The 19,281-nt window shown below is 70.6% G+C and carries 19 protein-coding genes; 6 read left to right on the plus strand and 13 right to left on the minus strand.

Annotated features, from left to right (window positions below; translation table 11 throughout):
- Positions 1-67 precede the first annotated feature (67 nt).
- Positions 68-451 carry a cold shock domain-containing protein gene (locus tag WA675_RS04925; protein WP_336082289.1) on the minus strand — a complete coding sequence of 128 codons (384 nt, stop codon included), beginning with the start codon at positions 449-451 and terminating at the stop codon, positions 68-70.
- 164 nt (positions 452-615) lie between these two features.
- On the opposite strand from WA675_RS04925, the gene WA675_RS04930 reads away from it, so the two are divergent.
- A complete protein-coding gene (locus WA675_RS04930) occupies positions 616-2,151 on the plus strand; it encodes a condensation domain-containing protein (protein WP_336082291.1) in 1,536 nt (511 codons plus the stop codon).
- Here WA675_RS04930 and WA675_RS04935 read toward each other — a convergent pair whose 3' ends face one another.
- The 6 genes from WA675_RS04935 to WA675_RS04960 all read right to left on the minus strand — a co-directional run bounded on the left by WA675_RS04935 (position 2,152) and on the right by WA675_RS04960 (position 8,217).
- Positions 2,152-3,462, minus strand: a complete 1,311-nt coding sequence (locus tag WA675_RS04935) for a pyridoxal-phosphate dependent enzyme (protein ID WP_336082292.1) — start codon at positions 3,460-3,462, stop codon at positions 2,152-2,154. It abuts the gene before it with no gap.
- Entirely contained in the window at positions 3,459-4,859 is a 1,401-nt protein-coding gene (locus tag WA675_RS04940) for a decarboxylase (RefSeq protein WP_336082294.1), read from the minus strand. The genes WA675_RS04935 and WA675_RS04940 overlap by 4 nt, the downstream gene beginning before the upstream one ends.
- The gene (locus tag WA675_RS04945) at positions 4,856-6,097 is read right to left on the minus strand and encodes a heavy-metal-associated domain-containing protein (RefSeq protein WP_336082296.1); all 1,242 of its coding nucleotides are present in this window, start codon (positions 6,095-6,097) and stop codon (positions 4,856-4,858) included. The genes WA675_RS04940 and WA675_RS04945 overlap by 4 nt, the downstream gene beginning before the upstream one ends.
- Before the next feature lie 33 nt (positions 6,098-6,130).
- Positions 6,131-7,408 (minus strand): aminotransferase class V-fold PLP-dependent enzyme, encoded by a 1,278-nt coding sequence (locus tag WA675_RS04950; protein WP_336082298.1) that lies wholly within the window; start codon positions 7,406-7,408, stop codon positions 6,131-6,133.
- Positions 7,409-7,463: 55 nt separating this feature from the next.
- On the minus strand, positions 7,464-7,898 hold the full coding sequence (locus WA675_RS04955) for a CBS domain-containing protein (protein ID WP_336082300.1): 435 nt from the start codon (positions 7,896-7,898) through the stop codon (positions 7,464-7,466).
- Between the two features lie 85 nt (positions 7,899-7,983).
- Positions 7,984-8,217, minus strand: coding sequence for a hypothetical protein (locus WA675_RS04960; RefSeq protein WP_336082302.1), 234 nt, complete (start codon positions 8,215-8,217; stop codon positions 7,984-7,986).
- Between the two features lie 275 nt (positions 8,218-8,492).
- On the opposite strand from WA675_RS04960, the gene WA675_RS04965 reads away from it, so the two are divergent.
- Both WA675_RS04965 and WA675_RS04970 read left to right on the plus strand, forming a co-directional pair.
- Positions 8,493-8,804, plus strand: a complete 312-nt coding sequence (locus WA675_RS04965; protein WP_442945558.1) for a DUF397 domain-containing protein — start codon at positions 8,493-8,495, stop codon at positions 8,802-8,804.
- Positions 8,805-8,822: 18 nt separating this feature from the next.
- Positions 8,823-9,707, plus strand: coding sequence for a helix-turn-helix domain-containing protein (locus WA675_RS04970; RefSeq protein WP_336082303.1), 885 nt, complete (start codon positions 8,823-8,825; stop codon positions 9,705-9,707).
- A gap of 52 nt (positions 9,708-9,759) precedes the next feature.
- On the opposite strand, the gene WA675_RS04975 is transcribed toward WA675_RS04970, so the two are convergent.
- From WA675_RS04975 to WA675_RS04990, 4 genes are all read right to left on the minus strand, one after another.
- Complete coding sequence (locus tag WA675_RS04975) at positions 9,760-10,014, minus strand: hypothetical protein (RefSeq protein ID WP_336082305.1); 255 nt, start codon at positions 10,012-10,014, stop codon at positions 9,760-9,762.
- Positions 10,015-10,351: 337 nt separating this feature from the next.
- Positions 10,352-11,020 (minus strand): SDR family oxidoreductase, encoded by a 669-nt coding sequence (locus WA675_RS04980; protein ID WP_336082306.1) that lies wholly within the window; start codon positions 11,018-11,020, stop codon positions 10,352-10,354.
- A gap of 21 nt (positions 11,021-11,041) precedes the next feature.
- Complete coding sequence (locus WA675_RS04985) at positions 11,042-11,533, minus strand: DUF2599 domain-containing protein (protein WP_336082308.1); 492 nt, start codon at positions 11,531-11,533, stop codon at positions 11,042-11,044.
- 87 nt (positions 11,534-11,620) lie between these two features.
- Positions 11,621-11,872, minus strand: a complete 252-nt coding sequence (locus WA675_RS04990) for a hypothetical protein (RefSeq protein ID WP_336082310.1) — start codon at positions 11,870-11,872, stop codon at positions 11,621-11,623.
- A gap of 281 nt (positions 11,873-12,153) precedes the next feature.
- On the opposite strand from WA675_RS04990, the gene WA675_RS04995 reads away from it, so the two are divergent.
- Together WA675_RS04995 and WA675_RS05000 are read left to right on the plus strand one after the other, a co-directional pair.
- Positions 12,154-13,383: a lipase family protein gene (locus WA675_RS04995; protein ID WP_442945559.1), complete on the plus strand. Its 1,230-nt coding sequence runs from the start codon at positions 12,154-12,156 to the stop codon at positions 13,381-13,383.
- A gap of 197 nt (positions 13,384-13,580) precedes the next feature.
- Complete coding sequence (locus WA675_RS05000) at positions 13,581-14,951, plus strand: lipase family protein (protein ID WP_336082312.1); 1,371 nt, start codon at positions 13,581-13,583, stop codon at positions 14,949-14,951.
- A 4-nt stretch (positions 14,952-14,955) separates the two neighbouring features.
- On the opposite strand, the gene WA675_RS05005 is transcribed toward WA675_RS05000, so the two are convergent.
- Positions 14,956-16,506, minus strand: coding sequence for an acyl-CoA carboxylase subunit beta (locus WA675_RS05005; protein ID WP_336082315.1), 1,551 nt, complete (start codon positions 16,504-16,506; stop codon positions 14,956-14,958).
- Positions 16,507-16,832: 326 nt separating this feature from the next.
- Between WA675_RS05005 and WA675_RS05010 the strand changes: the two genes are divergently transcribed.
- A complete protein-coding gene (locus WA675_RS05010) occupies positions 16,833-18,011 on the plus strand; it encodes an esterase/lipase family protein (RefSeq protein WP_336082317.1) in 1,179 nt (392 codons plus the stop codon).
- Positions 18,012-18,067: 56 nt separating this feature from the next.
- Here WA675_RS05010 and WA675_RS05015 read toward each other — a convergent pair whose 3' ends face one another.
- Positions 18,068-19,240: a PucR family transcriptional regulator gene (locus WA675_RS05015; protein ID WP_442945560.1), complete on the minus strand. Its 1,173-nt coding sequence runs from the start codon at positions 19,238-19,240 to the stop codon at positions 18,068-18,070.
- Positions 19,241-19,281 lie beyond the last annotated feature (41 nt).

Below are 19,281 nucleotides of genomic sequence, written 5' to 3' on the forward strand. Positions count from 1 at the left end.
ATTCATCGGTGTGGTCCGATCGTAGGTGGAGGGACCGACAAGCGCCGGGACATCCGTCCCGGGGCGCTCAGCTGTCGAGCCAGCCGTGTTCGTCGGCGAAGGTGGTGAACCGGTCGCGAATGGTGATGATCTCCGCCGCGGTGAGTGCGGGGGACGCCTCCAGCAGCAGCTCGGTGATCTGCTGACGCATCTCCTCCGACCCCAGCCGCTGCCCGCGATCCTTGCGCGCCTTGGCCGCCGGTGTCTGCCCGACCGCGGTGAGGTTGACCGCCTTGGGCCCCCGGTCACCCTCGGTGACGTCGAAGGCGAAGATCCGGCCCTGGCGCAGCTCGTCCTCGTCGAGGCCGATGTCGTTGACGTGGACGAACACATCCGGCCCGCCGTCGTCGGGCCGGATGAACCCGAAACCCCGTGACCCGTCGAACGACACCAATTTCCCGATGGACACCAACCAGCTCCTCAGCTCCGCTTCCCGACGCCCACTCTATCGCGGCATTTGGGCGTTTTACCCGGAAAATGGTCACCGGAAGGAGCACGGTCACAATCGGGTAACTTTGCGTTAATCTCCACTCGTTAGCGTTCCAAATCTGTTCGGCGGTGTGGAGGTTGCGGCGAGTGTTCGACCCCGGTGCGGGGATCAGGTCGGGGGGATTCGACGCCGGTCGCGGCGTACTCGTTGCCACGCAGCGCGGTGGCGCGCCGTGTTTCCGGCCGCCCGTGCCGCCGGTGGTCGCGCTGGGACCCCAGCCGCGCCCCGCGCAGGTCCCGCTGGCGCCCGCGCAGGAGCGGATGTGGCATGCCGCGCGCCTGGGTCGGTCGGCGGACTGGAATGTCGCGCGGGCCATGCGATTACAGGGCACGGGCATCGACGTGGCCGCCCTGCGCGCCGCGCTGCGGCACCTGGTGATCCGGCACGAACCGCTGCGCACCCGCTATCCGATGACCGCGACCGGCCCCGCCCAGGTGGTCGCCGACCCCACCGATCTCGTTCTCGACGTGGCCGAATCCGCCGTCACCGAGGACGATCTCGCGGCGGCGATCGCCGAGCAGGCCGCGCACACCTTCGACCTCACCCGTGACCTGCCGGTGCGGGCCCGCCTGCTGGTGCTCGGCCCCGAGGAGGTCGTGCTGGTCCTGGTCGTGCACCACATCTCCGTCGACGGCCGCTCGCTGGGCCCGCTGATCCGCGATCTGGTCACCGCCTACCTGGCCTGCGCGGCGGGCACCGACCCGGACTGGCCGCCGCTGCCGCTGAGCTACACCGACTACACCCTGTGGAAGCACGCCCAGCTGGGCGAGTTCACCGACGAGTGGAGCCGGGCCACCCACCAGCTGCGCTACTGGGCCAACGCGCTCGCGGGCCGTCCCGCGCTGCTCGATCTGCCCGCGCGCGAACAACTCTCGCCGTCGCCGGACCCGGCGGCGGGCGCGCTGATCCCCGTCGGCTTCGACGCGCGCACCCACGCGGGCCTGCTGCGCCTGGCCCAGGACGGGCGGGCCAGCCTGTTCATGGTGTTGCAGGCGGCGTTCGCGGTGACCGTGGGCGCCGTCGCGCGCAGCGCCGATGTCACCGTGGCGACGGCGGTGTCCGGGCGGGAGCACCGCCTGCTCGACGACCTGGTGGGCAACTTCGCCGATGACGTCCTGATGCGGGTGCGCCTGGACCGCGCCGGGGACGTCGCGGAGCTGCTCGACCAGGTCCGCCGAGTGGCCCTGGCCGCCTACGCCCATCCCGACACCCCGAACCCCCGGCTCAAGCGCTGCCTGCTCCAGGACGCGGCGCTGCCGCTGTTCCAGGCGACCCTGATCCTGCAGCGCGCCGAGGCACCCCACGCGCCGGACCCCGCGTCGGCCTCGGTGCTGTCCATCACCGAGCTGCCCACGGGTGTGGTGCGGGCCAAGCACGATCTCGAGTTCGGCCTCACCGACCACTACGACCGGTGCGGGGCGCCCGCCGGGATCGACGGCGCGTTCTGCTACCCGATCGCGCGCTTCGACGAGGAGACCGCCGCGCAGTTCGTCGCCCGCTTCCGCGCGGTGGTCGCGCTGCTGGCCGACGGCTATCGCGGCCCGCTGACCGCGCTGCTGGCCACCACCGCCCGCCGCCGCTCGGTGAGCACCGCGCGCCGGGCGGCCCGGGTGCTGCTGTGATCAGCCCCGCTCCAGCGGCAGGCCCGCGTCGCGCCAGGCGACGATGCCCCCGGCGAGGCTGAACGCCTGGTAGCCCGCGCGCCGGGTGACCGCGGCGAAGCGCAGCGAGGTCTCGCCGACCGGGCACACGAACACCACCGGTCGTGACCGGGCGAACGGAATGCCCTGGGCGAGCAGGTCGTCGAGCTGGTCGTCGCGGATATTGACCGCGCCCGGCACGTGTCCCACCCGGTAGGCCATCGCGCCGCGGGTGTCGACCACGGTGGGTCGTCCGGTGCGGTCGAGTTCGGCCAGCTCGGCGGGGGACAGGGCCGGGGCGGCATCCTCGGGTCCCGGGGCGGCGGGCGCGGCGGGCCTGCCGAACAGGTCGGGTCTGCGCTTGGCGAGATAGGACAGATACGGCTCGAGCCGGTCGCAGACGATGAGCACGGCCACCAGCGGCCCGTCCTCGGGCCGGGGCGCGGCCGCGAGCGTGCGCAGCGCGGCGGCATAGCCCGCGCCGCTGGTCGGCCCGGCGAGCACACCGAAGCCGCGCGCCAAGGTCAGGGTGGCGTCGATCGCGGTCGCGGAGTCGACGGTGACGATCTCCTCGTAGAAGCCCGGCTGGAACAGCCCCACCTCCCACATCTCGCGTTCGGACCGGATGCCGGGGATGAAGTCGAAGCGGTCGGAGACCACCCCGACGGTGCGCAGCGCGGGATGGTGGGCGCGCAGGGCGGTGGCGGTGCCGCGGGTGGAGCCGGTGGTGCCCAGGCCGCCGATCAGATAGTCGAGCCGGGGGATGCCCGCCGCGGCGAGGTCGGTGGCGATCTCGGTGCCGGTGCCGTCGTGATGGGCCGCGATATTGCGTTCGCTGGTGTACTGCGAGGGATGGAACCAGCGGTCCGGGGCCTGGCCGATGGTCTGCTCGATGACCGCCGAGACATCGTCGGCCGCCTGCGGATCCGGGCATTCGGACAGGCCGGGCAGTTCGACGATCTCGGTGCCGAGCAGCTGCAGCAGCTGGCGCACCTCGTCGACCCGGATCCGGTTGGTGACCGCCCGCAGCGGCACCCCGCGCAGCCCGCCGAGCAGCCGTAGCGCCTTGGCGGTATTGCCGCTGGACGCCTCGATGAGCGACTGCCCGTCCCCGGCGATCCGGTCGAGATCGTCGCGGAGCATCGCCCACGCCACCCGGTCCTTGACCGACCCGAACGGATTGTGCGACTCGAGTTTCGCGTACAGCTCCACCCCGTCGAGCCCGTGCACCGCCGGGTCGAGCCGGAGCAGGGGAGTGTCACCGATCAATTCGGTGATGTGGGAGTAGATCACGGCCGCTCCCCGGGCCGGTGGTCCGCGTCCGGGCACAGCACGAATTCCGTGCCCCGCCGCACCACCGCCACCTTCGCCGGGGTGGGATGCATGCTCGCCCCCGCCGCCGACAGATCCGTGTGATAGGCGGCCGTATTGGCGAAGACCACCGGGTCGCCCGGCTCGGGCAGCTGCGGGACCCGGACCTGCCGCTGGGTCACCAGATCCCGTTCCAGGCACAGCCGCCCGGCGAAATACACCCCGGCCGGGCCGGACCCGGTCGCTGCGGTGAGCACGATCGGGTCGATGAGTACCTCCTGATCGGCGGCGGTGACGGTATCGCGACTCAGATCCAGATGCACCAGCGTCGCGCCGCCACCGGTCCGCTTGACGAATTCGACCCGGGCCACGGTGATCCCGGCCCGGTCCACCAGGGCCTTGCCGGGTTCCAGCCACAGTTCGAGGAGATTGTCGGCGAGGACCTTGCCCAGCGCGCGGCCACCGTGCCCGGGCAGCGGCGCGGCCAGCAGCTCGGCGAGCAGGGCCGGGGCCGGGTCGGTATTGGCGTACTTGTGGAACACCGCGCTCCCGTGCACGGCACCGTCGGCCACGTGATACCCGAATGTGCTGGTGCCCCAGTGCAGCGCGGGGCCGTGGCCGAGCAGCCCGGCCCGCAGCGCGGCGTCGTAGGCGTCGTACCCGGCGGGGTCGGCGGTGAACACCTGACGCAGCCCGCCGCCGATATCGAGCACCGTCGGTGTCAGCCCGCGCGCGTAGGCGCGTTCGATCAGCTCCAGGCAGTCGGCGACCGCGCGCACCCGCTCGGCGGTCGAGGCGGTGTCGAGGTGGAAGGCGAACCCGCGTAACGGCACCCGGTCCCGGTGCCGTACGAGCATTTCCAGCGCGGTGTCGATGTCGGCGAGGTCGACACCGAACCGGCTCGGCGCGCTGCCCGCGAACCCCGACACCCGCACCAGGACCGGCGCCGGTCCGAGTGCGGCGAGGGTCTCGAGCTCCCAGAGATTGTCGACATTGACCGTGACCCCGGCGTCCACGGCGGCAACGAGCATGGCCCGGCCCTTGGGACCGGTCACCTCGATCCGGTCGGCCGGGAACCCGGCGGCCCGCGCGGACCGCAGCTCCGGACCCGAGGCCACATCGATGCCGATGCCCGCGTGCGCCGCCGTCGCGGCGAAGGCCGCCGACCGATTCACCTTGTGCGCGTAGCAGATCCGGTACCGCAGACCCGCCCCGTCGAGCACGCCGCGCAAGGCCGCCAGATTGGTCTCGAACACCTGCGGGAACACCAGGTGCACCGGGGATCCGAACCGCCGCAGCGCGTCGCGCACCGCCGCGCGATCGGCGAGGAACGCGGCGACCGGCGGGGCGAGGGCGGCGGGAACAGCGGGCGGGGTCATCCCACCGACGCGCCGGGCAGCGTCGCCGGCGCCTCGTCGACGGGGTTGTAGCCGCCGTCGCGCAGCGCCTCGAACACCCGGAGCCGGTGGCGCGGGCTGCGGATCCGCGCCACCACCCGCTTGGACTCCAGATCGATCTCGCGCACCGGGATCCGCATCGACTCCAGCAGGGCGGTAATGGTCCGCACACAGTGCTTGCAGCTCATATCGGGCACGAAGAAGACCCCGTCGTCGCCCGACGCGGCACCGCCCGGCGCGGCGTCGGAGATGTCGACGACGAGCTCGACCGAGCCCGCCAGCGCGGCGAAGGTCTCGACGAAACGGTCCACCACCGTCGCCAGCACGGGCGTGCCACCGGTGTCGACCGCCGCCGGACACGCGGGCGCGGTCCTCGGCGGCAGCAGCGCGTACTGCCGCGAGATCAGGTCGAGGTCGTCGTGGTACTTGGCCACGGCGGCCTCGGTATCGAGCCCCTCCTCGGTGGTCGCGCGCCGCATGACCGCGTGCGCGTCGGCGATCGTGGCCTCCTTCATCGCCCGCAGCAGGGCCAGCGATTCGGCGGTGTAGCGCACCCGGCCGTCGGGCAGGGTTTCCAGCCGCACCGGGATCATCCCGCGCCGGAAGGTCGAGGCCTGTAGCTCCCAGAACCAGCGGGTCGCGACCGCGGTGAAGATCCCGGAATCGCGTAGGCCCGTGGCGAATTCGGTGATGCCGCGATAGGGCGTGTCACCGGCCACGAGCCCGTGCTGCACCAGCGCCCGCCCCGCCGCCTCGATCCCCACCCGGACGATCTCCACCGGCTCGTGATCGGTGGTGGTCGCGGCCAGCACCGCCCGGTCGGACGCGGGCAGCGCGTCGGCCCGCGCGGCCAGACCCGAGTCCGCCACTGCCCGCCACAGCGCCAGCACGGTCTCCCGCGCGACCACCGCGAGTTCGGGCCCGGCACCGGCGGTGTGGCAGTAGCCGGTATTGGGAATGCCCGCCGAGTCGGTCCAGGTGAGCCGATGTGTCGCGCTGGTGACCTGCTCCGGGCGGCACGGCCGCATGAATCGCTCCAGGTACAGCCGCTGCGACTCGGTCAGCGTCCGTCCCGGCTCGGGCCGTAGTGCCGTGGCCCGCACGGTGATCCGGACCGGCGCGACGGGTTCCGGGGCGGCGAACAGCCCGGGCGCGGCCAGCCCGGCCAGGATCCGGGCGGTGGCCCGGCGATCGTAGTGCTGCGCGGGAGGCGTGCCCATCAGTGCTCCTCGGCTCGGGGGACAGGTCGTGGCTCACCGGCCGTGCCCGGCGAGGCCGGACACGCAGGCGACGAAGCGATCGATCTCGTCGAGGGTGGTGTAGAGGTGGGTGCTCACCCGCACCGAACCCGCGCCGTCCTCGGCCCCGGGCACACAGTGCGCGCCGGTGCGGACCAGGAAACCGGCGTCGGCCAGCACGAACCCGAGATCGGCCGCGCCGATCCCGTCGAGGGTGAACGAGACGATCCCGTAGCCCACCGCGCAGTCCGCGTAGGCGGGACCCGGCAGGAAATCCAGCCCGGGAACCGGGCGCAGACCCGCGATCAGGCGCAGCGTCAGGGCACGATTGTGCGCGGCCACGGCCGCGAGACCGACCTCGTCGAGCAGGTCGAAAGCCGGTGCCAGCGAGAGGATTCCGGGCAGATTCGCGGTGCCGCCCTCCAGCAGCGCGGGCATCCCCGACCCGGTCAGCCCCGTCTCGGTCACCCGCACCCCCGACCCACCGCCGGGCAGGAACGGGCGCAGCCGGTCGTGCACCCGCCGATGGCAGTACAGCAGCCCGACGCCGGGCGCGCCGAACATCTTGTGCCCGGCGAACACGGCGAAATCGGCCCCCAGCTCGGTGACGTCGACAGGCAGATGCCCCCCGCTCTGCGCGCAGTCGAAACACAGCAGGATCTCCGGATCGATCCGCCCGCGCAGCTCCTCGAGCGTGGTGAGCCCGCCGTACACGTGGTGCAGATGCGAGGTGGTGATCAACCGGGTGCGCGGCCCCACCTGGGCGAGGATGTCGTCGGTATCGGCCTCACCGGTGCGCGTACTCCGATAGGGGCGCAGCACGATCCGGCGGCCGAACCGGGCCAGGGTGTCGCGCAGGTGGTGCCAGGGCAGCACATTGGCGGCGTGATCGGCGGGGTTGTAGAGGATCTCGTCGCCGTCGTCGAGGGTGTGCAGCCCCCAGCTGTGCGCGATGGTGCCCAGCGCCGCGGTGGCCCCGGCGGCGAACACGATCTCGTCGGGATGGCGCGCGCCCAGGAATCCGGCCGCGCGGCTACGGATCGCGGCGACCCGGGCGGACAGTGTCGTGGCCCAGCTGTAGGTGCCCCGGCCCGCGTTGGCGGTGTGCGCGCGGTGGTAGCCGGTCACCGCGGCGATGACCGATTCCGGCTTCTGCGCGGTGGCGGCACTGTCGAGATACACCACGGCATCGTCGGCCAGCGCGGGGAAACGGGCGCGGAGGGTGGCGGGTACCGGGGCAGGCGCGTGCCGGGTCGCCGGGACGGCGGCGAGCTCGGGCCGGACGGGGTGCACGCGATCAACGATACGCGCGCACAACACCTTTCGGCCGCGACAACGGTCGAGGCGGTCAGTACCTGCCCTGCAGATAGTCGACCAGATGCCCGCGTTCCTCGGCGAGTTCGGTGATCTCGCTCTTGACCACGTCGCCGATGCTCACGATCCCGACCAGCCGGTCCTCGCGCACCACCGGCATGTGCCGGATCCGGTGTTCGGTCATCACGTGCCGCAGCGAGGAGACGTGATCGTCGGGTCCGCAGGTGCGCACCTGCGCGGTCATGATCTCGGCGACGGGGCGGTCGAGCAGCCCGGCGCCGTCGGCGTCCAGGCGGCGCACGACATCGCGTTCGGAGACGATCCCGCTGATCGTCGCACCGTCGGGGGAGACCACCACCGCGCCGATATTGTGCTCGGTGAGCACGCCGAGCAGGGCGCGCACCGTGGTCTCCGGTGGCACGGTCGCCACCGCCGTTCCCTTGTTCCGCAGGATCTCCGCTATCCGCATGGGCCACTCACTCGGGTCGCACCGGCCGTACGACTACCAGCATGCCTCGCGCGCGGGGCGCTGACCAGCACGGAGACGTCACGGCCTATTCGTCGTCGAGGCCCGCCGAGAGATAAGCCGCCGCGGCCAGCCACTGCCTGCACTGCGGACCGTGCACGTCGTGCTGGCGCAGCATCTCGCGGGCCTGGCGATAGGTCAGCCCGTGCGGCTCGTCGCTACAGGCGGTGGGCGGCGCGAGCGGCGCGCCGAGGTGTCGCGGGATCTCCAGGCCGGCGGTACCGGCCGAGATCCGGCGGGGTGTTCGAAACGGACTGCTCATCCGAGGCCCCTCGCATCCGGCGCCGGTGGGTCGGGACGGCCGGTGTGCCGTCGACCTTCCGGTGATCTCGAGCGCTGAGTCTACGGTCGGTTCGTTTGCAGATGCAAGAACATCTGCACGACCGTCGACGGCGTGTCGCGGGACCGAACGACTTGTGGCGCTTGCGAATTCAGGGGGCTGGACAGGCTTGTGGGCGGCGGCTGCCTGGTCGTGACGCCGGGTAAGTACCGACCGGTGCGCGGTGCCCTGCCCCGTGTTAGTGTCCGCGTCGAATCATGCAGATGCAAGAACGTTTGAGCGTGCATCTGCAATTTTCGTACCGATGGGCATCATTCGAGAACGAGGAGTGTGGCGTGTCCGGAATCCAGCATGATCAGCGCGAACGCCCGGGCGTCGGCGCGTGGCGCAAGAGCACCTTCAGCAACCCCAGCGGCAACTGCGTCGAACTCGCCGAGGCGACCGACGGTTCGGTGGCCGTGCGCAACTCGCGCGACCCGCAGGGCTCGGTGATCTTCTACACGCGCCCCGAAATCGACGCGTTCATCCGCGGCGCGAAGGCCGGAGAGTTCGACTATCTGACCCAGTGATCGGTAATATCGGCGTCCATGACGGCTGAACCCGACGAGATCGGTCGCGTACAACCGGTTGTCGACCGTGGCCCTACCGTGCTGCGCATCGCACTCGGTGGTCAGTTGCGCAAGCTTCGCGAAGGCAAGGGCATCACCCGTGAGGCCGCGGGCGACGCGATCCGTGGCTCACACGCCAAGATCAGCCGACTCGAGTTGGGCCGCACCGGCTTCAAGGAACGCGATATCCGCGATCTGCTCACCCTCTACGGCGTGCACGACGTGGCCGAGCGGGAGTCGTTCTTCGAACTCGCCCGGCAGGCAAGCGAACCGGGCTGGTGGCATCGCTACAGCGACCTGCTGCCCTCCTGGTTCAGCACCTACCTCGGGCTCGAGCAGGCCGCCAGCCAGATCCGTACCTACGAGGCACAGCTGGTGCCGGGTCTGCTGCAGACCCCGGAGTACACCAGGGCCATGGTCACCCTCGGATTCGACGACGCCGAGACCGAACGCCGGGTCCAGGTCCGCCAGCTGCGCCAGGACATCCTGCGCCGGATCGACCCGCCGGTGGTGTGGGCGGTGATCGACGAGGCCGTGCTGCACCGCCCGGTGGGTGGGCGCGAGGTGCACCGCGCGCAGCTGCGCTATCTGGCCGAGCTCTCCGAGCTGCCCAATGTCACCGTGCAGGTCCTGCCGTACGCGGCGGGTGGCCACGCGGCGGCGGGTAGCTCGTTCTCGATCCTGCGCTTCGCCGAACCCGAACTGCCCGACATCGTCTACCTCGAGCAGCTCACCAGCGCGCTGTATCTCGAGCGCAGGCAGGACCTGGCGCTGTACAAGTCGGTCATGGACCAGCTCAGCGTGCAGGCCGCCCGGCCGGACCGCTCGCGCGAGATCCTGCTGGAGTACGCCGAGCGCGACTGAGCGACGGCCTACCCACTGACGCCGACCGGCCCGGAGCCGGTCGGCGTTGTCGTCAGTAGCGGATGCAGCCGGCGGCGATGCGCCAGAACGTATCGGGAGCCAGCGTCTGCAGGTCCCAGTCGTCGGCCATCTCGTGTGCGGTGGTCACGATCCGGTCGATGTCGAAATCGTTGCGGGTCGCGGCGCCGGTGGACTCCACGGCATCGATGACGAACGCGATCGCGGTCTCCCGCGAGAACCCGGCGGTGACCGGGAAGGTGGTCGCCGCGCGATCGGCGAGGCCGAAACGGCCCTTGGTGTTGTTCATAGTGAGCGCCCCTGTGTTTAGGCAGTGGCAAACCCAGGGCAACTAATACCCCGGGTGAGCCGCTCGCGGCCTCCCCTGACTATCCCCTGAATTGTGTTGCGGCCCTGAGTTTAGGACGGCAACACTTTCAGATGCAAGCACATCTGCACGATCGATTCCGTCTCGATGCGCCGCTTTTCCCGGCTTCTGAGCGGCGAATCCGCGCCGGTCACGCCGCCCTCGGCGGACGGCTGTCGTGCGCGACGGCGTGACCGGCGGTTCGTCGGCGAAACCGCGTCCCGGGGTGTTACGCGTGGGATTCCGAAATGGCGCGAACAGGTGAATTGGGTTGCGATAGTTAATTTTCGGCTATCGAAATGTCGGCGACGGCCGTGTCGACCGGCACCGGGCCGGACACCAGCTCGAGGGTGTGCCGAAAAGTGTTGTCCGCGACCAAGATCGACGCGAGGACTGCGGCGACGTCGGCGCGGGGCACCTCGGCCCGCGGAATCGGCGGCGGTCCGAGCGTGACCAGACCGTTGCCTGCCGCGTCGGTCAACCGGCCCGGCCGCAGGATGGTCCAGTCCAGCGCGCGGGCCCGCAGATCCTGCTCCGCGCGGGTCTTGGCGTCGAGGTAGGCGGCCCACACTTCGTCGGTGCCCGGCGCGGGCGGCTGCCCGGCACCCATGGTGGAGATCTGCACGAACCGGCGCACCCCGGTCCGCTCGGCGGCGTCGGCCAGCTGGACCGAGCCGTTCAGGTCGACGGAGTACTTGCGCTCCACGCCGCTGCCCGGGCCCGCGCCCGCGGCGAAGACCACCGCCTCGGAGCCGTCGAGCGCGGCGGCCAGGTCGTCGGTGGTGTCGCGTTCCATGTCGTAGATGACGGGCACGCCGCCGGTGGCGGCGATATCGGCGGCCTGGGCGGGGTCGCGGATCAGCGCGTGGACCTGATCACCGCGGCGGGTGAGCCGCTGGGCGAGCAGCAGAGCGATCTTGCCGTGTCCACCGGCGATGACGATGCGCATGCGAGTGCTCCTTTCGGGCGGTCAGCGTTCCGGGCCGCCGGGGTTGCAGTTGGCCGCCACCGTGGCCGGATAACCGACATCGGGGCGCCACGGCTCGATATTCCAGCTCGGTTTGTCCGGCGCCACCATCCTGGCCCAGACCCAGTGGCAGCGGAACTGGTCGAACATGCCGGGGCTCTCGGCGGTGGCGTCGAGGGCGAGGACCTCCTGCCAGGCGAGCTGGTCGCCGTCGGCGACCGCGGTCTTGCGGCCCGCGACGGTCGGGTAGACCTCCAGGCGTGGACCGTCGATGTTCTCGGTCCAGGTGAGGTGATCGATCAGCGGCTGCCCGGCATAGGGATCCACCGTGGTGGTCGGCGGCGCGATGGTGGCGGGGGTGCGGGCGGTGGTGCTCGGCGCGACCGGCGTCGTCGTGGTGGACGCGGACGCGGGGGGTTCGTCGGCGGGGCCGCATCCGGTGAGCGCGAACACCGCGCTCACGACCAGCACGGGCCGGTGATACCACCGAGTCACGGACGCCTCCTGTTCCCGCGGCGCAGACGCACGCCGCCCGGCCAGCCTAGTGCGGCGGGCCGGGCGGTGGCCGGTGGTCGGGATGACTCAGTGCCAGAGCGAGCGGCAGGGCAGGCGGCGTAAACCGGGGCCGACGTGGCCGTCGACGGTCACCAGCAGCCCGGCCGCGACCGCCGCGGAGGTGAACTCCCACGCCTCGGCCTGGGTGGCCGCGTAGCGCAACACCAGCACGTCCGCGGGGGTGGGGCCGTCGAAGTACACCGTGATCCGCCGGGTGGGTATCTCGGTCCGGTCGACCGGCTGGGCGGTCGCGGCGCTGTTCTCGTCGGTGCGGATCATGGCGTGCTCCTTCTGCCCCGGCGCTGGTGAGCGCCTTCCTACTCGACGGTAGGGCCCCGGCCATCGAGTGGAACATGTTCTGGTAATCGCCTGGAGATCTCACAGTTCCCGTCGGCCCGGCGCGGTGGGTCCACCCCAGCGGGGCGGCCGGCTCGAGTCCGGGCACAGCCTCGCCGAGTGCGGATTGTGAGCCGCGCCGATGTTGCCGGAAAGGGGTGCCGACGGGCCACGGTACCGGTCAGGATCGGCATCGACGGCAGCGACACGGGAGGGACAGCCGGATGACCTGGATTGCCGCGGCACGACAGACTCGGCCGCGCCGCACACTGCTCGCGACGATGGTGACGGCGCTGCTGGCGCTCGTCCCCGCCGCCGCGGGACACAGCGCCCCGCTCTATCCGACCCCCGACCCCGACCCGATGTACCAGCAGCCCGCCGACCTGGCCGAACACCGCCCCGGTGACGTGCTCGCGGTCCGGTCCATGCCACCGCTGGCCATGTTCCCGGACACCACAATCACCCTCGTCCAGTTCCGGTCGACCAACTCCGCGGGCGAGCCGATCGCGGCCACCACCACGGTGCTGCAACCGAACAACCAGCCGCCCGACGCGCCGGTGCTGTCCTATCAGCACATCATCAACGGCCTCGGCGTCCAGTGCTCGGTGTCGAAGGTGCTCTACACCGACGACCCGAATCTGATGGTGCGCGAGGCCGTCTTCTGGAATGTGGCGCTGCGGCGCGGCTGGACGATGGCCCTGCCCGACCACCTCGGCCCGAACTACGCCTACGGCGCGGCGAAGCTGGGCGGTCAGGTGACCCTCGACGGGATCCGGGCCATCCGCCAGGTCGAGCGGTTGCGCGTCGAGCACAGCCGGGTGGCGATGGCGGGCTATTCCGGCGGCGGCATGGCGACGGCGTGGGCGGCCGCTCTGCAACCCAGCTACGCCCCCGAACTGGCGATCGCCGGGGCGGCGATGGGCGGGGTGCCGATGAACCTGGTCGCCATGCTGGAGGGCCTGGGCTTCGGTTCGCATCCGGTCTTCGGGCTGGCGCTGGCCGCGGGCATCGGCCTGGAACGCGAGTATCCCGAACGCTTCCCGATCAGCGACCAGATGAACGCCCGCGGCCTGGCCGCGCGCGCCGCCATCGCGAACGCGTGCACCAACGACATCCTCAGCACCGGCGCGGGCCACGGTATCCTGGACTTCGCCGCGACCACCTCGCTGGTCGACGATCCGCGGGCGCGGGCGGTGGTGGAGGAGAACAGCCTCGCGCTCTACGACGGCGCGCCGAGCATGCCGGTGTTCGAATGGCATTCGCCGATCGACGGGCTGATCCCGGTCGACGCCATCACCGACACCATGCGGCGCTGGTGCGCGGCGGGCGCACCGGTGGTCACCGAATCCACTCCCACCCCGGATCATCTGACCGCGGCCGTGCTCGGCCTGCCCGCCGCGGTGGGCTGGCTGGACGCGCGCCTGCGCGGGGAGCCCGCACCCAGCACCTGCTGAGCCGCCGCCGCGATCGTATTGCGATCGGGACGCGGTGCGCACACGAGTCGGGCACGACGGGGGAGCCCGCGCGGCGGCGCGGGCTACCGTGAATGCACTGACGGCGGGCGTTCTTGGGGGAGATTCGACGGAATTCGAAGCACCGCAACGCGTCACGTCTGTCGACGATTCCGTCGCCACCCGAAGGCGTGTGTGCCATGAGATCTGTGCGTGTTCTCGTCAGTTCGATCGTCCTGCTCTGCTCGTTCGCCGTCGGCACCGCCGCGGCCGATCCGCCGCCGACCCCGGAACTGCCGGTGCCCCAGCCGGGTTCGCCCGGTTTCCTGCCCGATATCCAGCGCTGGATCGATCAAATCCTCCCGTCCCCGATCCAGAGCGGCGCCGCGGCGGGTGACGCCGAGGCCGAACTCGCCGCGCTGCACGCCGCGGTACTGCCGTCGCCGGTGGGGGACACCATGTTCGACGAGTGGCCCGAGGGTCTGGCCGAGCGGGTGCCGGGGGAGCTGCTCGCGGTCCGCGACATCACCGCGACCGCGGGCCCGCTGACCCTGGTCCCGCTGCGCTCGGCCACGCTGCTGAAGTTCCGCACCTCCGACGCGCAGGGCAGGCCCTCCTTCGCCACCGCGACCCTGATCGTGCCCGCGGCCGACTGGACCGGGCCCGGCGACCGTCCGGTGCTGGTCAACAACCTGCCCATCGACGCCCTCGGCCGCGCGTGCACCCCGGGATACACGCTCTCGCACGGGCTCACCCTCGATACGAACATGACCGACTTCTTCCCGCCCACCACCCAGCTGGCCGCGCTGCGCGGCTACGCCGTGCTGGTGCCCGACCACGAGGGCCCGTGGATGGCCTACGCCGAGCCGTATATGGCCGGGCACGCGGTGCTCGACTCGATCCGGGCGATGCGCGGGTTCGATCCGGCCTCCTTCGGCGCCAGCCCGGTCGCCATGACCGGCTATTCCGGCGGCGCCATCGCCACCCACGGCGCGGCCAAGCTGATCGAGCCCTACGCGCCCGAGCTCGCGGAGGTGATCGTCGGCGCGGCGCTGGGCGGGGTGCCCGCCGATTTCGAGATCCTCTCGCGCAGCATGAACGCCAACCTGGCCTCGGGCGTGTTCATGGCGGCGACCTTCGCGATCGGCCGGGAACGCCCGGAGATCCTGGCCGCCATGAACAATCTGGCCCGCTGGGTGGCCACCTCGCCGATGAAGGACCAGTGCATCAGCGTGTTCGCCCTCCCCGGCGCGCTGCACCTGCCCATCGACATCGGCGCCAACATCACCGACCCGCTGCGCTCGGAACTGGCCACCGACATCTACGAGATCACCCGGATGGCCGGGATGCGCTCGGCCACCCCGCTCTACATCTACAACGGCGAACAGGAGTTCTGGATCCCCGCCGCCGGGGCCCGCAACCTCTACAACGAGCAGTGCTCGCTGGGGGCGAACGCGATGTACCGCAGCGTCTTCGGCGAGCACGTCATCGGGGCGGTGACCGGCTATCCGGAGGCGATGCTGTGGCTCGACGAGCGCTTGCAGGGGGTCCCGGCGCGCAGCGAGTGCTGAGACGCTAGACCGGGAACAGCCCGTGCTTGCGGGGATTCGGCCGCACCACCGCCTCCTTCTCGCGCAGCAGGTGCAGGGCGTGCCGGATCTCCAGCCGGGTCGTTGCCGGTTCGACGACGGCGTCGATGTACCCGCGTTCGGCCGCGATCCACGGGGTGGCCACGGTGGCGTTGTACTGGTCGATCATGAACTGGCGCGCGCCCGCCCGGTCCGCGGCCGGAACCTGCTCGAGCTGGCGCTTGCCGACGATGCCGACCGCGCTCTCCGCGCCCATCACCGCGATCCGCGCGGTCGGCCAGGCCAGGCTCAGATCGGCGCCGAGCTGCTTGCAGCCCATCACCGCGTACCCACCGCCGTAGGCCTTGCGCACCACCACGGTCACCATCGGCACGGTCGCCTCGATCACCGCGCGGAAGAACCGGCCGCCGCGCTTGATCACGCCATTGCGTTCCTCGTCGACACCGGGCAGCACGCCGGGGGTGTCGACGACGAAGACCAGCGGAATCCGGAAGGCGTCGCAGATGCGGATGAAATGGGTGGCCTTGTCGGAGCATTTCGCGTCGAGGGCACCGCCGAGCACCATCGGCTGATTGGCCACCACCCCGACCGGTCGGCCGTCGACCCGGGCGAACCCGGTGATCAGATTGGGCGCGGTGGCCGCGGCGATCTCGTGGAAATCGCCGTCGTCGAACAGGCGCAGCAGGATGTCGTACATGTCGTAGCCGGTGCGATCGGCGTCGGGGATGATCGTGTTCAGCTCGCGGTCGCTGTCGGTGAGCTCCGGCTCCAGCCCGGGGTTCACGATCGGCGGCACCTCGTTGCAGCTGCTGGGCAGATAGCTGAGATATGCCCGCGCCCAGGCGAACGCGGCCGCCTCGTCGGCGGCGATGTGGTGGATGGTGCCGTTGTCGGCCTGCACCCGCGCGCCGCCGAGCTCCTCCATCGTGACCGATTCGCCGGTGACCTCCTTGATCACCTCGGGCCCGGTGACGAACATGTAGGACTGCTCGGTGGCGATGAGCACATCGGTGTTCACGGGCGCGTAGACCGACCCGGCCGCGCACTTGCCCAGCATGATCGACACCTGCGGCACCAGGCCGGAGAGCTGTTCCTGGCGGCGGCTCATCAGCGCGTACCAGGCCAGCGAGGTGACCGCGTCCTGGATCCGGGCGCCGCCCGAATCGTTGATCGCCACCACCGGGCAGAGGTTGGCCAGCGCGAAATCCAGTGCGGCGGCGACCTTCCGGCCGAACATCTCGCCGACCGAACCACCGAACACGGTCTGGTCGTGGGCGATCACCACCACCGGCCTGCCGTCGATCTCCCCGCGGCCGGTGACCACCCCGTCGCCGTACATGGCCTCGGCGCGGCCGGGCTGGCGGACCAATTTGCCGATCTCGACGAACGTGCCCGCGTCGAGTAACGCACGCACCCGTTCCCGCGCGCTGGGAATATCCTTCGTTTTGCGTTTCGCGATACCGACCTCGCCCGCCGGTTCCTCGGCCAGTTCCAGCAGGCCCCGGAGTTCATCCAGTTTCTCGCGCGTGACGCTCATCGGTGGTGCGACCCTTCGAACATTTCTCCGCCGTCGTTGGCGACGGTCACGAGACTAGCCCCCGAAGACTGTGAAGTGTGACCATTCCACTCATTTTGCCAGGAAAGTTCCTGTTGGTAGGGGGCCTGGGTGGCCCCGAAAGATTCCTGTGTGCGGTCATGGGGGTCGTCCGCGAGGTGTGGTGACCTGCCCAGAACACACGTGAGGGCCCGGGTCGCGTGAATTCCGCGACTTATGTTCGTTCCGGTTTCGACAAGCCATTCACTCGCCCGCTCCGGAAAAGGGGCGAGGGAATTATCGAATCGCACAGGAAGATACTCCAGACGATGAAATCTCCCAGTCGCAGACGCGCGGTGCAGACAGCGGTATTCGCCGGTGTCGGCGCGCTCGCCGTCGCCCTCAGCGGGGCGGGTGCGGGCGCGTCGCCCGGGTCCGCGCCCACCGAACACGATCTCGCCGAGGTGATGTCGGGCAGCCCGATCGCGGGCACGGGCTCGGCGTGCACCTCCGGCAGCGGCGCCGGTTCGGGCAACGGTTCGGGCAACTGCTACGGCGGATCCGGTTCCAGCTCAGGCTCTTCCGGCGGCAAGTCCACCGACACCGTCGGTGTCGGTCCCGAACAGACCTCGTTCCTCGGCGCTTTCGCCTACGGCCTGGCCAACGGTGACGCCGCCCCGCCCGGCGCCAACGACTGGAACTGCAAGCCCACCGCCGACAAACCGCGCCCGGTGGTGCTGCTGCACGGCACCTGGATGAACGCCTACAACGGCTACGCCTTCATGGGTCAGCCGATCAAGGACGCCGGGCTGTGCACGTTCACCTTCAACTACGGCCGCTCCGGCCTGGTCGAGGGCGGCGGCCTGGGTTCGGTGCTGCCCGGCGTGATGGGCACCGGCTACATCCAGGACTCCGCCGACCAGCTCGCCACCTTCGTCGACCGCGTGCTCGCGGCCACCGGCGCCGACGAGGTCGACATCGTCGCCCACTCGCAGGGCGGCGCGATGGCCAACTGGTACACCAAGTTCGACGGCGGCGCGGCCAAGGTGAAGAACCTGGTGACCTTCGGCGCCACCCATCACGGCACCAGCCTCGACGGCATCGGCGCGCTCGGCCGCGCGATCAACAACCTCGGCATCGATGTGCTCGGCCTGGTCGAGATCTTCGTCGGGCACGCGGGCATCCAGCAGACCATCGGTTCGGACTTCGTCAACGAGCTCAACGCCAACGGCGACACCGTGGCCGGGGTGGACTACACCGTGGTCGGCACCCGCTACGACGAGGTGACCAACCCCTACGACCTGACCTTCCTGAAGCAGGGCCCCGGCGCCACCGTCAACAATGTGACGCTCCAGGACGGCTGCGAGCAGGACGTCTCCGATCACCTCACGATGATGTACTCCCCGCGCGCGTTGTCGATCGCGCTGCGCGCCCTGGATCCGGCGGGCAACCACGAGCTCGTCTGCACCTTCAATCCCTGGCTGATCGGAGGTGGTGGATCGCTGTGACACACCGCGAAGGCGCTGCCCGTGATCGGCGGGCAGCGCCTTCGGCGTGTGCGGGGTCAGGCGGCGCTGCGGTAGCTGCGCGCGACGAGCGCCGAGCGCAGGTACCACAGGCCCGAGGGCTGGGTGGGATCGAAACCGGTGAGCTGACCGATCCGTTTGAGCCGGTAGTCGACGGTGTTGGTGTGCACGTGCAGCACCCGGGCGGTGCGCTGGCGGTTGAGATTGTTGGCGATGTGCCGCTGCAATGTCTCGAGCAGCTCCGGGTACTGATCCAGCGGGTCCAGCAGCGACCCGAGGAACTCCCGGCCCGGACCGGGGCGGGTGAGCTGGTATTCCAGCGCGAGTTCGTCGAAGCGGTAGAGCCCGGAGGTCACCTGCAGTCGCTGCACCATGTCGAGCAGCTCGTGGGCCTGGTCGGCGGCGTCGGGGACGGCGGTGCTGCTGGACTCGACCATGGCGGCGGTGATACCGACCTGCGCGGCGTGCGAGAGCTGGGCCACCAGGGCGGCCAGCCCGTCGCGATCGAAGGTTTCGGCCGGGATGAGCACCGTGCCGCCGTCCACGCTGAGCAGCGACAATGCCGTCTCACCGCAGCGCTTGGCCAGCTCGGCCTGCACGCGGCGCAATTTGCGCCGGGCCACCACCTTGGCATCGAGTGCGGGATTGGCCTCCTCGCGATGCGGTGGGATGGCCAGCGCGATCACCGCGTAGGTGTCGGCGATGGCGATCCCGCATTCGCGGGCCATGGTGGAGGTGCTGTGGCCGCCGAGCAGCGCCGAGGTCAGTGTGTGCACGGCGGTGTGGTGTTCGCTCACAACCCCGCGCAGCTCGCGCACATAGGCCAGCGAGACCTGCGCGGTGATGGTGTCGAGCAGTTCCATCACCACCTTCACTCCGTCGACGAGGTTGTCGTAGTCCTTCACCGTGGCGCTGGAGACCACCAGATCCAGGCCGATCTTGAAACCCTCGGCGATCGAGTGGTGGATCGTGTCGATCGGGACGCCCTCCCTGGCCCAGCCGCTGGCCGCCTCCTGCAGCCGCTGCAACGTGTTGGGGATGTCGCGTCCGTCGAGCATGCTGACGGCGAATTCCAGGCAGATGCGGGTGATGGTGGTGACGTCACCGGAGATGGCGTCGCCGGGCAGGGTGCCGCAGGGGGCCACGTTCTCGACGAAGTGACCGACCATCTGACGCGAGAGCGCACGGACGTCCTTGAGGGGCGAAGACATCGGCCGCCCGGAGATCGTGAGTGATTGCCGGGGTGGGTTGT

This window comes from Nocardia sp. SSK8 (assembly GCF_037034205.1).
Taxonomy (GTDB): Bacteria; Actinomycetota; Actinomycetes; order Mycobacteriales; family Mycobacteriaceae; genus Nocardia.